At 46.5% G+C, this 15393-nt stretch carries 18 protein-coding genes and 1 pseudogene; 3 read left to right on the top strand and 16 right to left on the bottom strand.

The genetic code is table 11. The features are described 5' to 3' along the window. Nucleotides 1-25: 25 nt before the first annotated feature. Together AAA946_RS06690 and AAA946_RS06685 are read right to left on the bottom strand one after the other, a co-directional pair. Complete coding sequence (locus AAA946_RS06690) at nucleotides 26-841, bottom strand: class I SAM-dependent methyltransferase (protein WP_338164162.1); 816 nt, start codon at nucleotides 839-841, stop codon at nucleotides 26-28. Nucleotides 842-869: 28 nt separating this feature from the next. Beyond that, on the bottom strand, nucleotides 870-1484 hold the full coding sequence (locus AAA946_RS06685) for a histidine phosphatase family protein (protein ID WP_338164161.1): 615 nt from the start codon (nucleotides 1482-1484) through the stop codon (nucleotides 870-872). 190 nt (nucleotides 1485-1674) lie between these two features. On the opposite strand from AAA946_RS06685, the gene AAA946_RS06680 reads away from it, so the two are divergent. Continuing rightward, the gene (locus AAA946_RS06680; RefSeq protein WP_338165784.1) at nucleotides 1675-2466 is read left to right on the top strand and encodes a CLCA_X family protein; all 792 of its coding nucleotides are present in this window, start codon (nucleotides 1675-1677) and stop codon (nucleotides 2464-2466) included. Between the two features lie 4 nt (nucleotides 2467-2470). Here the strand turns inward: AAA946_RS06680 and AAA946_RS06675 are convergent, their stop codons facing one another. The 3 genes and pseudogenes from AAA946_RS06675 to AAA946_RS06665 all read right to left on the bottom strand — a co-directional run bounded on the left by AAA946_RS06675 (nucleotide 2471) and on the right by AAA946_RS06665 (nucleotide 4215). After that, nucleotides 2471-3175 (bottom strand): glutathione S-transferase, encoded by a 705-nt coding sequence (locus AAA946_RS06675; RefSeq protein WP_338164160.1) that lies wholly within the window; start codon nucleotides 3173-3175, stop codon nucleotides 2471-2473. A gap of 45 nt (nucleotides 3176-3220) precedes the next feature. Further along, entirely contained in the window at nucleotides 3221-3646 is a 426-nt protein-coding gene (locus AAA946_RS06670) for a phosphate-starvation-inducible protein PsiE (protein WP_338164159.1), read from the bottom strand. A 113-nt stretch (nucleotides 3647-3759) separates the two neighbouring features. After that, nucleotides 3760-4215 (bottom strand): annotated as a pseudogene (locus AAA946_RS06665) (GNAT family N-acetyltransferase). A 221-nt stretch (nucleotides 4216-4436) separates the two neighbouring features. Here AAA946_RS06665 and AAA946_RS06660 point away from each other — a divergent pair. Then, nucleotides 4437-4826, top strand: coding sequence for a hypothetical protein (locus AAA946_RS06660; protein WP_338164158.1), 390 nt, complete (start codon nucleotides 4437-4439; stop codon nucleotides 4824-4826). A 185-nt stretch (nucleotides 4827-5011) separates the two neighbouring features. Here the strand turns inward: AAA946_RS06660 and AAA946_RS06655 are convergent, their stop codons facing one another. Both AAA946_RS06655 and AAA946_RS06650 read right to left on the bottom strand, forming a co-directional pair. Further along, the gene (locus AAA946_RS06655) at nucleotides 5012-5941 is read right to left on the bottom strand and encodes an MBL fold metallo-hydrolase (protein ID WP_338164157.1); all 930 of its coding nucleotides are present in this window, start codon (nucleotides 5939-5941) and stop codon (nucleotides 5012-5014) included. A 60-nt stretch (nucleotides 5942-6001) separates the two neighbouring features. Continuing rightward, nucleotides 6002-6364, bottom strand: a complete 363-nt coding sequence (locus AAA946_RS06650) for a MerR family transcriptional regulator (protein WP_338164156.1) — start codon at nucleotides 6362-6364, stop codon at nucleotides 6002-6004. Between the two features lie 179 nt (nucleotides 6365-6543). On the opposite strand from AAA946_RS06650, the gene AAA946_RS06645 reads away from it, so the two are divergent. Beyond that, complete coding sequence (locus AAA946_RS06645) at nucleotides 6544-6876, top strand: hypothetical protein (RefSeq protein ID WP_338164155.1); 333 nt, start codon at nucleotides 6544-6546, stop codon at nucleotides 6874-6876. 296 nt (nucleotides 6877-7172) lie between these two features. On the opposite strand, the gene mnhG is transcribed toward AAA946_RS06645, so the two are convergent. From mnhG to AAA946_RS06600, 9 genes are all read right to left on the bottom strand, one after another. Continuing rightward, nucleotides 7173-7469, bottom strand: coding sequence for a monovalent cation/H(+) antiporter subunit G (gene mnhG, locus AAA946_RS06640; protein ID WP_112461565.1), 297 nt, complete (start codon nucleotides 7467-7469; stop codon nucleotides 7173-7175). Further along, on the bottom strand, nucleotides 7466-7789 hold the full coding sequence (locus AAA946_RS06635) for a cation:proton antiporter (RefSeq protein ID WP_338164154.1): 324 nt from the start codon (nucleotides 7787-7789) through the stop codon (nucleotides 7466-7468). Before AAA946_RS06635 ends, mnhG begins: the two co-directional genes overlap by 4 nt. Further along, a complete protein-coding gene (locus tag AAA946_RS06630; RefSeq protein ID WP_338164153.1) occupies nucleotides 7782-8258 on the bottom strand; it encodes a Na+/H+ antiporter subunit E in 477 nt (158 codons plus the stop codon). Before AAA946_RS06630 ends, AAA946_RS06635 begins: the two co-directional genes overlap by 8 nt. Next, a complete protein-coding gene (locus AAA946_RS06625; protein WP_338164152.1) occupies nucleotides 8255-9760 on the bottom strand; it encodes a proton-conducting transporter transmembrane domain-containing protein in 1506 nt (501 codons plus the stop codon). The genes AAA946_RS06630 and AAA946_RS06625 overlap by 4 nt, the downstream gene beginning before the upstream one ends. Then, the gene (locus AAA946_RS06620) at nucleotides 9760-10113 is read right to left on the bottom strand and encodes a Na+/H+ antiporter subunit C (RefSeq protein WP_338164151.1); all 354 of its coding nucleotides are present in this window, start codon (nucleotides 10111-10113) and stop codon (nucleotides 9760-9762) included. Before AAA946_RS06620 ends, AAA946_RS06625 begins: the two co-directional genes overlap by 1 nt. Further along, a complete protein-coding gene (gene mbhE, locus AAA946_RS06615; protein ID WP_338164150.1) occupies nucleotides 10113-12734 on the bottom strand; it encodes a hydrogen gas-evolving membrane-bound hydrogenase subunit E in 2622 nt (873 codons plus the stop codon). Before mbhE ends, AAA946_RS06620 begins: the two co-directional genes overlap by 1 nt. A 472-nt stretch (nucleotides 12735-13206) precedes the next feature. Continuing rightward, a complete protein-coding gene (locus AAA946_RS06610) occupies nucleotides 13207-13557 on the bottom strand; it encodes a rhodanese-like domain-containing protein (protein WP_338164149.1) in 351 nt (116 codons plus the stop codon). A gap of 47 nt (nucleotides 13558-13604) precedes the next feature. Continuing rightward, the gene (locus tag AAA946_RS06605) at nucleotides 13605-14078 is read right to left on the bottom strand and encodes a response regulator (protein ID WP_338164148.1); all 474 of its coding nucleotides are present in this window, start codon (nucleotides 14076-14078) and stop codon (nucleotides 13605-13607) included. Next, the gene (locus AAA946_RS06600) at nucleotides 14065-15390 is read right to left on the bottom strand and encodes an ATP-binding protein (protein ID WP_338164147.1); all 1326 of its coding nucleotides are present in this window, start codon (nucleotides 15388-15390) and stop codon (nucleotides 14065-14067) included. The genes AAA946_RS06605 and AAA946_RS06600 overlap by 14 nt, the downstream gene beginning before the upstream one ends. Between the last annotated feature and the right edge of the window lie 3 nt (nucleotides 15391-15393).

Raw genomic sequence — 15393 nt, 5'->3', positions numbered from 1 at the left:
TCGTGCGTAACCGCTAAGAACAAGGCTATGTTGATTTTGAAAATGATAGACTATTATTAGCAATAACTAGACCATGATTGCTTGCACCCAATAAGCTCGGTTCCTGGCAGGTTGCTAAATGATAGGTGAGCCAAGATTGGTACTGGGTAGTTGTAAATCGATTTACTCCTTGGTCTAAATATCGATTAAAACCATCTGTAGCAGCATGAGCTGTGACTAGAAAGCCTGCCCCTTTGACTAGCGACTCCATCTCTGCTGGTGACGCAAAGTAGCCAACATTAAAGAAGCTATCTGCTTCCTGGGTTGAGACCGTGCCTTTTGAGTGCAATTCACCAAGTACCTCAGGCGTAATCAGATGAGGAAAACGCTGAGCAAATAATCCAGCAACAAAAAACTTGGAAATATAAGCTAATGCAAGCACTCCACCGGGCTTCAAAACGCGCTTAGCTTCTCGAATCGCTTGCTGACGCTCATGCGCAGTTTTCAAGTGATAAAGCGGACCCAAGATGACACATAAATCTTGAGATTCATCCTCGATAAAAGGCACATGGCATGCATTCCCTTCATGAATATCGAGCACCAATCCTTGCTTCAGAGCATTTTCCCTGAGCATACGTACCTGATCTGGAACCAACTCTACTGCGGTGACATTGCATCCCTGACTAGCAAACTTTAAAGAATAACGGCCTGTCGCAGCGCCCAGCTCACAAACATTTTTTCCTTTTCCAAGATAATCACTCAATAGGTGCATAGTCGTGTCGTACTCAAGCTGAGTAATGTACTGACGAGTTAAACGCGAATGTTCGTCGGCATCAGTATATTGGGCGATTAATGCATCCATTGCGGAGTCCTTTTATAAAATTGTAAATTTAGCCGTGTGACCAATCGTGGTCGCAGAACTTGGTCACTCGATATTGGCCATCGAGGGTTTTGTTCAAAATAGTATGACTAAGATTCCCTGCATAGGGCTCATCCCAGATTTCATCAATGGGTCTTGAAAGCAGCTTAGTCACTAAGGTTTTTATAAACGCCGCATGAGAAACAATCAGTATATTACTGTCTGAATTGGTACTCGTGATGTGATTAAACACATTTATCGCACGTTCGGTGAACACTTCAAAAGTTTCACCGTTAATGGGTTGATACTGACTCGGTCTCTTCCAAAAGTACTCATATTGTTCACCATATGTCGATTGAATTTCGCTCCAGGTCTTCCCTTCCCAAGCTCCCATATCAATTTCTTTGAGCTCATCGAGTCCGATAATTGGAGTAGACTTATCCGCAAGCAAAATCTTAGCTGTTTCAAGCGCTCTTCCCGAAGATGAAGAATAGGCAGCATCAAACTCGACAGCCTCTATTTTCACCATTGCTTCTCGTGCTTGAGTCTTCCCTCTTTCAGTCAGGTTGGAGTTCATTGAGCCTTGCGCACGGTGCTCGAGATTCCAGTGTGTTTCCCCATGGCGAATGAGATGAATGTTAGACATAACCTTTCCTTGTAAAACCGTCACTTAGGAACAATATGCCACTAAACTCATAATCAAGTAAACCCGATGACACTCATTGCAACCACACCAAGCCTACATCAGAGGCTTACTTGGGTATATACTCCCTAGCACGCCAAATACTCGTGTAAGGCACGACCTCAACAACCTTGGTTTCGGTTCTAACCCTATTATGCAGCTGTCCAACTTCAAATATAAAACGCGAAAGGGCCCTGACTATCGTCATGGCGACCAGGTTTCTTTTTTAGATATAAAGGAGACCTTTGGCATTGGCAGCATCCGTGTTGGAAGTTGGGTAAACTCGGAAGAGAAAGATCTCGCCGCTAACCTGATCTTTGATTCATTGGCTGACTTGGCGTTTTACCTAGCTCTGCCAGCCAAGGCTATTGGCCTGCGTGGCAATCTGAATCTTGCTTTTGGCACGGGTGGCCGTAAAGGAGTACAAGCGCATTATGCCCCCAACCAGAGAGAACTCGCACTTGCCAAAAACGCAGGAGTTGGCGCCCTTGCGCACGAATTCTGGCACGCCTTCGATCATTATATCGCCGAGAAAGCCTTTGATATTGGTGACCGTTCAGGACCGCAGACAAAGATACTATTCGCGAGTGATTGCTGGCTTACCAATACCAAACACTTGCCTCACCCTTTAAATGACCGTTTACTCAATGTGTTTGATACTGTGCTGCTTAGCAGCGATGGCATGGATCGACACGACTATGTTTCTCGAAGCGTGAAAGCTGATAAAGCCGCGGGGGTTAACTATTTTTCGCAGCCCACTGAAATGATGGCTCGTGCATTTGAAGCAGTGATCGAATCATGCTCAGAGATTGAAAACTCGTACCTGGTCTCAGGTAGCGAGAAACAAGACCTTATCGCGATATATCCAGACATGCTCCATCGTCAAACCATCAGTGATGCAATGCTGGCATACTTTAAACCGCTTGGAGAAGCGCTAAGCCGATAGCTTTTCAGCGCTTAAAGTGATGGTCACCAAAATAGACATCGGCTTGCTCTACTGACCACAGCGGCTGTTTGGCCATTACCTTGGAAAAAAACGGGCTGTTTAGGTAACCATTTAGCCAGTCGCGAACCTTGGGATAAGGCGCTTCACGAAACCACTGTTTGTCGATACGAGCGAACTTTCGAATAAATGGGAGTAAAGCGATATCAACAAGGCTTTCGTGCTCTCCAAACAAAAAACGGTGCTCAACAAGACGCGACTCTAGCTTTGCCAGCTCACGCTCACATTCTTGCCGCAGGGGTATCATAGCGCCTTCGTGGTAGCGTTTTGCGCATCCAAAAGCGTTGAGTGCTGGGTCAAAATCTCGTTCAAATGCCTCAACCAGTGTCAACATAAGAGGGAGCTGACTCTGACTATCGTCTCCCAATAATCCGTGCGGATCATTTTTTGATAACGCCCAAACCATGATATCCAGACTTTGTTCCAGAACCTGCGTTTCATCAGCCAACAGCGGTGGCTGATTTTCTGAAAGCACGAGTACGGGCACCGTGCCCTTTGACGAGGCTTGCAATAGTTCGGCAGGTTTATTATCTAGTTTGATTGAGCGAATACGTACTCGTTGCTGCGCTTTTAGCAGCGCCATCCGAGCACGTATTGCATAAGGACAATTATGCAGAGAGTAAAGAATGGGCGTGGGTTCCACTGTTAACATCCTCTGAAATTTTGTGCCTTATAATCCACTATCTTGCTACTCGAATTACTCTTCAGGCTTGTTGTTATCTCTATCCACATAGGGCCAGTAATGGTGCCCCACGCGAATAACCAAGGTCGCGGCCGCCAACACAAATGCCGCTACCGATAACCAAACGACTATGGTTGCGTCCATTTCTTTCATCCCAAGCGTGATATAGCGAGCAATGGCCATCATGGCGATATAAATGGGGTATCGAACTGGGATTTTTCCGTTCACGACAAACTGCTGCACCATGGCGAGGACTTCTAGGTAGATAAACATCAGCAAGATATCAGTGAGCAGCACTCGACGCTCAGTAAAGACATGCATGAACTCTTCTACCATGGCGTAAATGGTCGCAAGCGTAATCGCCACCAGCAACACAGCTTCAAGCACATAGAATATTTTTAAAAACGGCTTACTAAACGATTTAGGTAAATGTGAAGGCATAAACTTTCTAAGTTATTGTTAGTTATGTTTTTACTCTAGCACATTTTTATTGCAACAAAGAATACGCATCATCATGCAGTCACCCTTTCTTGGTTTCAATCATTCCTAAACGGCTATAAAGCGAGTTTAAAGCCTTCGTGACTAGCAACAAAGCCTAACTTCTCGTAAAAGCGTAGCGCGTCAGGTCGCTGCTTATCACTGGTCAACTGGACCAGATTACAGCCGCGTTCACGCGCTCTCCCAATCGCATGTACGAACATCTTTTCTCCTAACCCCTGCCCTCGAATTTTCTTGGCAATTCTGACACCCTCAATTAAGCAGCGCCAACTGCCGATATGAGTCAGGTAAGGGATAAAAGTGAGCTGCAACATGCCAACTACCTGACTCTCCGACTCAACAACCCAAAGTTCATTGTTTGGATCTTGTTCAATCGCGGCCATCGCTTGTAGATACTTAGCATTTATCGGCGAGCTAATATCCTCTCGTTTTGCTCCCTATGGGTCATCAGCCAATAGATGTATTAACTCAGCGAGATCAGATGATTGTGCTTGTCGGTAGTGAGAAGTCATTTTGAGTTCCAATATACGAAGAACAAAAACTAGTTAGTATTTAATCAGCTAGCACTTGTTTTCGTCAATACAATAGCCGACGTATTTGAGCACCTTTGCAATTACCCATACTTGATAGTTGAACTCGGTCGTAGAAACTCATTTTGCTTAACTGTTAACCTTGAGAACGTATGGCAGATGATTCATAAAGTCCCAAATACTCTAACGACTAGGAAGTTAAAATGGTCAGCTGCAAAGTCAACGTTAACCTACTTCAGAAAGATATCGACGATAATTTGAAACTACTCAACCTTCCTACGACAAAATCAGTAGCAGGGTCTGCCGCCTTAGCATGGGCTATGATTGACCGCATTGACAAAGCACTTGCATTGGCAAAGTCTCCCCAACATGCGTTAAAACTTAGTCAGGTAGCGAGAGCCGGTACTGTGGGAACAGGTCTGTATGCGTCTTTTTGGGCTGGTGCCGTTATCGGTAGTACAGCAAGAGCAATCTATAGAAATACTGAATGTTCTCAAAGTCAGGTTCTTGCATTTGCAAAGGACAGCGGAGTTTCGGGTTCATGGTTTCAAACCACAGTATCTAGATATCCGGAGCTCAGTCGTGAAAGATAAACTTAGATTGCTACTAGCCGCAGTTATCATCGTCGCTCTAATTCTGTTTCTCTCTGATATGGTAGGAGGAACTGTTTTATTTAGTTGTATTATTGCTTTGTCCTTGGTCGAAACTTTCCAAAGAATCAAAAAATACAACAAACATAAATAGTCATCTTAGCTCTTAAAGCTAACTAAAAACCACGTTAAGGGAGCTGATGACCAAATACTAGCTTCACATCAGGGTATTGGGCAGAAAACGTCTTGATTGCAGCCAATGACGTTGCGGCTTGCTGGCGTAAATCTTCACTTAATGCTGCCGGTGGGTAATTATTGTCGAAGGCGTACTCAAAGTGGCTAGCATCGCCGATAACAAACTGGATGCCATCGGTTGTGTTGAGCAAATAGGACGTATGGCCTTGAGTATGACCCGGCGTCGACACCGCCCAAACAGAGCCGTCTCCAAACACATCAATCACACGCTCAAAGGGTGCCAAACTTCCGGCTTGGTTGAAGTCTATAGCTTGCCAGTCGAACTGCTCCTGAAATAACCCTGTATTGGTAAGCTTTGCCAACAAGTCGTATTCGCGGCGATCAGCAAAGACTGCCGTACCCGACGGAAGATCGCTAATTCCTGAACTGTGGTCGGGGTGAAAATGAGTAATAAACACACCCTTTAGTTGCGAGACTTTATGATTGAGATGCAGCTCCAGCGGCACCTCTAAGCTATTTTTTATACCCGATAGCGAAGCCATCGTCCGCATCAACCAATTATAGTTGCCATCATTACTTTGCTGGAATGACTTTGAAAACCCTGCATCGATTAGAAACTCACCATATTTAGGGTGACGTATCCAATGACTCAGTACCGGCAAGGCGGCATAGCGTTGTGGGTAAGAGTCTGGCGCCCCATGCATTAAGGTATTGCGATCCATCACTATTCGACCCACTTGCAGCAGCTTGTAGTCAATGGTCTGTGCGGTAGACAGTGCTTGTTGCCAGTTTTCAGCTCGCGGCGCTTGGCTATTCGGCAGCGCTTTTATGTTCACAGGGAAGCCTCCCAGCCAATAAACATACACTGCCAGCACCGCGAGACCAGTTATCAATACGCCCAATAATCCTTTTAAAACTTTCATATTCCCTATCACCAATTTACTGTGTTTGATGGAGTATAAAGTTTGACGTATACGTCAGAGTCAACAGTTATTGGAGATCCTTTGTTGAACCTCTTGTTCCAGTTGCTCTATTCGAGCCAGTAGCACTCGTTTTTGTTCAATTTCATGAGTGAGCGAGGCTTTCTTGTCGGCTATTACTTTAAGGCTAGCTTTGCAGCGCTCACCTTTCGGCGCGTCAAAGAAAGGAATCAGTTCACTAATTTCAGATAATGTTAAGCCAATCTGCTTACAGCGCGTAATAAACGTCATTCTTTGATGAGCATCCTGTTCAAACACTCTATAGCGTCCGTTTCTTGCTAGAGTTGGCAGCAGCCCAATAGATTCGTAGTGACGTATCGTACGCTCTGTCACATTGTATTGCTTAGAGAAAGCGCCTATTCGCATCACACAACCTCCTTGTTGTCAGGGACTGCTACTATCATCTTTGATGCTGTAATCAGCACTCATTGAGCGAACAAAGTGCGACCTATTTATCATTAATCATGAAAATTGATTGGAAAGGTCGACTAGCACCTAATATCTACTAACTTGTTTTCACATCATTCGCGTTAGGACAGAAAACCATGAGCGAAAACCAAAGACGTCACTATCGACTTACCTACCCAACCAAAGAGCGACCGACACTGCATCTGGCCAATCAAAGTCATGAGGTATTACAGATTGCAGAAAACAGCATCGTAATTTCAACAGAGCAGACATCTTTGAATGCGGAGTATATATTCCAAGGAGAGATTGCATTTAATGATGGTACCAGTGACAGTGTCGCGGGTGCGGTAATGACGAATGATGCGAAGCAAGCGATCATTACACTTACCGAGACGTTATCTTTTAAGCGCTTGATGTCCGAGCAACGCCGAATTCGAGTCAACTATCCAGCGTTTGATTTTAGTGACTGACAACTAATTCAGGTCTACATAACGGCGAATGAGCAGTATCGACGATGAAAAACTAACGCACATCGATACTGCATTTAGGGCGAGTGTTTTCGTATCTGCGATCTTTCTAGTTCAATCCCGCAAATACCACTTTCCAATAACCTTTACTTACCCACTACCAAGGTTACCAAAAAGCCAACACAGGCTATCACTAGTAAGGTGATTTCTTTTCTGCGCATAAACGCTCCTTTTGTTTCACGATTAAAAAGCCGATAGCGCACGAGTACTTATCCAGAGATAGGTAAGCACCCGGCAATTTATTTATCTTTTCGCCACATCTTGTAGCCATTCCAATACATGCTTTTGCTGAGTAGATGCGCAGCAACTGGCGCCGTCAGAAGGATGAATAGCATGGTACCAAGTACTCGAGAGACCACGGTCACCTCAGGCATACCCACTGCGACAGCGGCCAGTAACGCGGTCAGCCCCATAGTGTTCGCTTTAGTCGAGGCATGCATTCGGGTATAGAGATCGGGCATACGCAGTACCCCAATACTCGCCACCAGCACAAAAAAAGTGCCTAAACAGAGTAAAAGCCCAGTTAAAAACGTCATGACTTACCCCCTTGCTCAAGGTTGTTCTGATTTCCCACTTCATTTTGTTGCTGGTTTTGCTTAGCAATAAAGCCAGCAAACGCGATAGTGCCTAAAAACGCCACCAATCCGAGTGTGATTGCCACGTCAAGTAGCGACTTTTGGCCACTCGCTAGCGTGTGCACGGCAATAAAACCAACAGTGATAAAGGCAATAAGATCCAGCGCAACCACTCGATCTGCGAGCGTCGGACCCTTAATCAATCGAATAAACACCAACACCAAACTAAACAGCATGCCTACATAGGCAAAATTGATACTAAATGACAGCCAACTATCCACGCGTCACCTCCAAAATTCGTTTTTCCATCCCATTCTTTATCGAGCGAATCACATCGTCGTGATTCGGTGCGAACATGGCATGAACTACTAGGTGTTTTTTGTCTTCCGTTACATCCAAGCTCAAACTGCCCGGTGTCAGAGAGACCATGTTTGCCAGCAGCGTGATCTCAAGGTCTGAGGTGACATCCAACGGCACATAAATGATGTCTGGATCACTTAGATGGGTCGGCGTGACAACGTCCCAAACTACGTGAGCTGCAGACACCAACATCTCGTAGCAGAAATAGAGAAATAGCTTTATCGAAGCACTGAACCTTCTGAAATAGCTCGACTTCAGCCCAAACGGCTGACTCAACCTAAGAGCGAAATAGCCCACCACAAAACCGGTGACGAAACTCAAGCCGGTATATTCACCATTGAGCAGCATCCATGCACCACCCAAGAAAACATTTAGGAAGAAATAGTTCATACGCCACCTCCTAAAACGGCATTGATATAAGCGCTTGGCTCAAGAAGTTGCTCTGCTGCGGTAAAGGCAAACTGGAAGAATGGCTCAGCTGCAAAACCAATAACCAAAGTCATCGACGTCAACACAACGATTGGCGCGTAATAAAGCGCTCTAGTTTTGCTGCACAGTTTCTCTACAGGCATATCACCTTCTTGCTTAGACGGTTTGGCCTTCCAAAACACCTCACTCCAAATCTTGGTCATTGAGAAGATGGTAAGCAGACCGACAAATAGAGCGACTCCCGCTAGCATGTAGTACTCATTTTGCAGGCTGTCTTTGATGACCAAGAACTTGCCCCAAAATCCTGATAATGGTGGGAAACCCGCCAGTGAAAACGCAGGCACTAGGAACAAGAACGCAAGCCAAGGGGTCGCTTTGTACATGCCACCTAACTCGCTGAGTTCACTGGTTTGATGCTTTCGCTCCACAAGACCGCCAATGAGGAATAGATTCGCTTTAACGATAATGTGGTGCACGATGTAGAAAATAGCGCCCGCCAAAGCAAGCGGTGTATACAGTGCTAGTCCCATCACCATGTAACCAATTTGGCTGATGATGTGAAAAGAGAGGATTTTCTTTACGTTATATTGGCTCGCCGCGCCCAGTACCCCTGTCAGCATCGTCAGCGCGGCCACCCAAATCATTAGGGGCTGCCAACCGCTGTCGGCCAAAGGGAATACCAAGGTAAACACGCGCATTAGTGCATAAATGCCCACCTTAGTCAGTAGCGCTGCAAACAAAGCCACAACACCGCTTGGTAAGGTGTGATAAGACGCAGGCAACCACGCAAACAATGGAAACAGCGCCGATTTAACCGCAAAGCCAAACAGGAATAATGCTGCAAGCAATACTTTAGTTTGTGGTGCAATATCCGCAGCCTTACTGTGCAAGTCCGCCAAACTCAGCGTGCCAGTTGCGCCATAAAGCAGACCAATCGCCAGCAAGAACATCAGCGTCGAGATAAAGTTCAGCATCACATACTTCACCGCACCATCAACTTGCTTACGATTCGCATCTAGCACCATAAGGCCGAATGAAGCGATCAGCATGACTTCAAACCAAACGTAAAGGTTAAAAATGTCACCGGTCAAGAATGCGCCGTACACACCCGCTAGGAGGACATGAATCAGCGAATGAAATACGCCATATGACGGTTTCTGTTTTAGATCCGCCATGGCATAAAACACACTCACTACGCCAATAATTGCGGTAATGACCACCATCGCCGCCGCTAAAAAGTCGGCAACGAACACGATACCAAAAGGCGCCGCCCATTGGCCGAATGCGACTGCTTGAGGGCCATTGTCTAAAACGCCGTTCAGCAAGAACACACTACCTAGCAAGGTAAACAGTGCACTCGTACCACTCACCGCTTCAGCAAGCTTATGGTTATGTCTGGCGAAGAACACCAACACAGCGGTCAAGGCAGACATGATGACAGGCAAGGTTAACCACATTGACATTACACCTGCTCCTCTGAGTATTTCATTTCATCAATATCCGCTGACTGCGTTTCTTCATAAGCGCGGTAGAACAACACTAAAGCAAACACTAAAAGTCCAAAGCCAATCACGATAGCCGTTAAGATTAGCGCTTGAGGTAACGGGTTCGCGGCATCCATATGAGGCAAGACAGAATCAGCATCAATGAGCGGCGGATTGCCTGGTGTTAATCGACCTGCATTAAAGATGGCAAGATTGACTGCGCTACTCAGCAAAGTCAGGCCAAATAGGACTCTGAGCAAGTGTCTTTCCAGCATCAAATAAATTCCAGATGCGACAAACACACCCACAACAACACTCCACAACATTTCCATCAGTCCATCTCCTCTGTTACATGGAGGATCATTCCCATCACCCCACCAATGACACCCAGATAAATACCAATATCGAAAATTAATGGCGTACCCAGAGGCAATACATCTTTCCACCAAAGACCCGTTAGGAATGGCAGATTAAACACTAAGCTCACGGCACCCGCGGCAAAACTAATAAAGACACCGAGCATTGCGATACTAAACGGCGCGTAATGCAGCCTTTCTCGAACATACTGTGGAGACTCGGCAAACATTAGTAGCGACAGGCCAATAACAGCGATCAGCGCACCAATAAAGCCACCACCAGGTGAATTATGTCCGCGCATTAATAGGTAAAGTGAGAACACCAACATCAGTGCAGAAACGATGTGCGACGCCGTACCCAAGATAAGTGATTTCACTTTGGTCGATGGCACGCTGCCAGGCTTAAGCAGACTCACCGCACATAGGCCTGCTAGTGCCACAACCAGCACTTCACCAAACGTATCGAAGGCGCGGAAATCGACCAGAATGACGTTAACGATGTTGCGGCCATGACCGCCCGGCACACTCTGCTCGTTGAAGAACTGAGAGACCGACATATCGATAGGGTCTGCAGTAATCGAAATCAGCATCATAGTGACGGCAACACCAATAGAACCTGCAACCAAAGCGTGCAGTGCACGGCGACCTTTGGAGTGCTGCCTTACTGCCGATAGCTTGGGTACATGACGCATTAGCAGTACTAAGAAGACCACCATCAAGGTTTCAACCAATAGCTGCGTCTTGGCAACATCGGGCGCGCTATAAATCATGAACACCAAGGTGGTCATAAAGCCGATCATGCCCAGAGCCGCTACCGCTAAGAACTTTGTTCTTGAAATAATCACCACGAAAGATGACGCAATGAGCAGGCCCGCAATCACCACTTCGTAAAGCTTGATGCCCTCGAATCGACCAGCAAATTGACTTAACGACATTGGGGTATGCGTGATGAGCAGCACCGCCAAGGCTCCAAATGAAAGCAATCCGTAGACACTCATTCGTTTCGTTTGAAGCACATTTGTTTGCCATTTGGCAAAACTCACCATGGCATGCAGCAGGCTATCAAAGACACGATTCGCACATGGCAGTTTTGACAACTGACGACCCAGCAATGTACTCAGCGCCGGATACACTTTGTATAGCAGTACGCCCAACGCCAACGTCACAACGCTGAGGATCAGTGGAGCATTGATGCCATGCCACATTTTCACTGGCTCTGGCGTCGACACCGGTGCAATCGTGGTCACACCAGGAATAATCACTTGCTCATTTAGCCACCCTAGACCGATGACTGTTGCCAATACGCTAATGATGGCGAGCATAAATGGTGGCACCCACAACCCTTTATTGAATTCAACCGGCTTAACCTGCGTCGGCTCACCCCGATGACGAGTAGTAAATGGTTTGATCAGCAGTGCCATCACCAGTGTCACGGTAAGCGCATTCACTAATACCATCAAAAAGACTGCCCAATTGCTAACTTCCAATCCGGCTTTGTACATGTACTCTTTACCCAAAAAGCCAGGTAGAGGCGGCACACCAGCGGTCGACAACACAGCAACCACCGCGGCGACAAAGCTGATTTTCAGCACAGAACGTAGGCCACGAAGCTGACTGATTTCACGCGTCCCCGCCGCTTTATCAATGTTGCCGACCACCATAAACAGACCTGCTTTGTAAAGGGCATGAGCGACAATCAGCATCAGTGCCGACTTAAGGGCTAAGTCACTTCCAATCCCAAGCAAGAAGGTCAGCTTTCCGAGTACCACAGTAGTGCTGTATGCCAGCATGAGTTTCAAATCCGTTTGCTTGAGCGCCATGAGCGCACACCACAAGGCAGTAAATCCACCAAGTATCGTCAGCGTATAGAACCATACCTCTGAGTGAGAATAGATAGGTGATACCACTGCCAGTAGGTAGATACCCGCTTTAACCATAGTGGCGGAGTGCAGGTAGGCACTCACTGGTGTTGGCGCGGCCATTGCGTTGGGCAGCCAGAAGTGGAACGGGAACTGAGCAGACTTAGTCAGCGCCCCCAACAAAATAAGAACTAATGAAGGTAAAAACAGGGTGTGATTTGAAATCTCGGTCGCTTTCGCCAAGATACTAGTCAGCTCATAGCTACCGGCCATGGTGCCAAGCATAATCAGGCCAGCAAGTAATGCTAGGCCACCTGCACCCGTAATTAACAGTGATTGCAGCGCATTCTTTCGAGACTTTAGCGCTTCGTGGTTAAAGCCGATGAGCAGATACGAGGTCACTGTCGTCAGCTCCCAAAAGACAAACAACAGCAACACATTGTCGCTGAGAACCACGCCAAGCATTGCCACCATAAACGCGGTCAAGTAACAGTGGAATGCGAGTCTTTGTTTGTGCTCTTTAAGGTAGGCCAGCGCATACACTTGCACCATGGTACCAATCCCGCTAATCAAGCAGGCAAACAGAAAAGACAGCCCATCCAATCGGAAACTTAGCGCTAGCCCTAGGCTTGGAACCCAAGGCAAACTCCAACTGACGCCCTCAGGACTATACAACGACACGACTGCCGTTAAGATCAGAAACGGAAACAACGCAAAAAGGCCAAATAGTGAAGACAACGAACTCCGTCCTCTACCGCTTATCTGGCTTTGTGTCCCGCTATTTATTACGGCTCTCTCGATACTCAAGTTAACACTCACTTCTCTCTGGCTATGCACATCGTGAGCTGGCTGTCTTTCCCCCCTTTTGGGCTCCCTGATATAAACATCGGAAATTCCGAACCTAAAGCCACATATGCACTATAAAAATCGAAGTCAATTCTATCCTTGATTTGTTACAAGGCTCTAGATAGGAACTGTAAGAAATGATGCAAGAGTTAAATGAAGCGTTTCTTATGATGTAAAAGTTCGTCTATTTGCCGCGAAATATTACGAACTAAACAAAAGCCATGAGTATTTGTAAGCAACTGTCACAAACACGTGTACTCAGATTGAATCGACAATAGGGTGAAGGGATGAAATAAGGTCAATGTACAAGGCAAAACGCCCGAAATGGTAGAAGATATTTCGGGCGATGAGCGACAAATACGGCTTACTGGGGAGATTCTATTTTCATCTCATTCAGCCCCCCGGCATTGTGGAGAGCGGTAAAACCTTTGGATTGCATATATGCCATAGCTTGACCGGACCGATTTCCGCTACGGCAATAAAGCACAATAGATTGAGACTTGTCGAGCGTCGCAATGTGCTTATCTAGCTCTGATAGTGGGTAGTTAACCGCTTGTTCTAAATGACCAGCATTGAATTCTTGCGGCGTTCGAACGTCGATAACAATGGCTCCTTGCTCAATGAGCTCCCAGCCTTGTTTAGCTCTATCGCTCGCGTTGGCAGATCCTAAAACGAACAAAAAACCTAATACAAAATAGCGCAACACTGTTTTCATTTTTCCTCCTCGCTCATCATGCAAAGTGGCCAATACCCATAAACGGCCTATCGTAGCCTCTCCAACACAATGTTTTGATCCAAGTGTTCATGATACGGCTGATAATCAAAACCGCGATCAAAAATATAAGCGGTGACCAATGAACGAACACAACTCACCAACTCGTCGGCTTTCCATGGCTTCTCAAAGTAATGACTTACACCTGCTGTATTAATCGCGGTTATGGTATCAGAGTGCGTAGCTTGGCCAGTGAGCAGCACCTTTTTCGTCTCTTTAAAACGGCTATCACGCGATAGCTCGGTCAGCAGCTCCACCCCCGTCATGCCTGGCATAACATGGTCAGACACAATCACCGCGATACTCTCTCCTTCCGCATCAAGGTCTTCAATAAGATCCAGCACTTCTTCGCCAGATTCACAGTCCTCGATATTTAGCCAGCTCGATAATGGCTCAAGATCTTGAATGACGGCGCTGAGTACTTCTCTCTGGTCATCGACACAAATGACGTTAAGCTTCTCCATATGCTTCTCCTACTGGTAACTTGACGCGAAAAATAGTGCGTGTTTCATCGCTTTTAACGGCAATTGTGCCACCTATCTCGCTGACGATTCTTTTCACAATTGATAGTCCTAACCCCAAACCAAAAGACAGTCCGCCTTTTTTGGTTGTGAAGTTAGGTTGAAAGATTTTTCGGCGTGTGGGCTCATCTATTTCTGGTCCATTATTGGCAATGGTCACCAAAATACGTTGGTTCACAAACTTGGTTTGAATATTGATATTGGGCGCATCGGTTTGCGAAAGTGCATCACAAGCATTTTTTAAAATGTTGCTCCAGATTTGCACATACTCGGTGGATGCCCCCTTAATTAACGGCAGAACCGCTGGCTGTACGCGAACGGACACTCTTCTCAAATCACTTTGCAAAAGGGCCAAGGCTTTGTTGATGGTATCGTTAATATCAAGCAGCTCATCGGGCTCACCATCAGTACGGCCTAGTTGCTTCACCGATTTGACGATGCCAACGGTATGCCTCGCGGCAATTTTAAGATCGTGTAGATCTCGCCCCATACCCCAGTATTTAAGCGCTTTTTGAGGATCATGTAACCACGACTCAGGGATTGGGTTATTGCCTAGCGCTCTCGCCAGTTGCTTAGCCGTGTCTCTTTCTAAGCGATAGTCACTTTGGTAGCGCTTGGCAATTCGGCGTACCTCACTAGAGGAAACCGTTTGACCACGCATCAAACCGACATCGAAATAGCCACTGACTTCTGGGTGCAGCTCTTCGAGAAGTTGCAACAAATCTTGCTGCATCCGTTCGGTTTTGCTGTTCACCACACCAATGGCATTGTTCAACTCATGCGCAATCCCGGCCGCCAATTGGCCCAGAGTGGTCATCTGCTCCGCAGTATGCAGGCGTTGAAGGGCTTTCTCTTTGGCTAGAGCTTCTTGCTTAGCGCGCCTTTGACGTCTTGATAACTCATTGACCATCACCGGCATAAACTGGGCACTCAATGGGCCGTATTGCTGCGGATCGACGGGCTGAGTATGTTTATCGATCCAAGCCAGCGTCACTTTGCTTTTTGCAATTACCGTTGATGAAGCAACCCAAGTGCCTGAAAAGAAACTATGCACACCAATAAATGCCCCATTCGAGGCATTAAAAAGTTTGGTGAGCTTGCCATCTTGGTCACTTTCAAAATAGCCCTCTAGCTCCCCTTCGAGCACGTAATAAAGACGGTCATTGTGCGCTTCTTGGCGCAGCACCACCTCTTCGGCATCGAACGTAACCTGACGACTTGATTCTGAAAAATAATGGCGTACCAATAATTCCATTGG

Source organism: Vibrio sp. 10N (assembly GCF_036245475.1).
Lineage (GTDB): Bacteria > Pseudomonadota > Gammaproteobacteria > Enterobacterales > Vibrionaceae > Vibrio.
The sequence above is the reverse complement of the archived record's forward strand: the minus strand, read 5'-3'. Positions and strand labels throughout refer to the sequence as shown.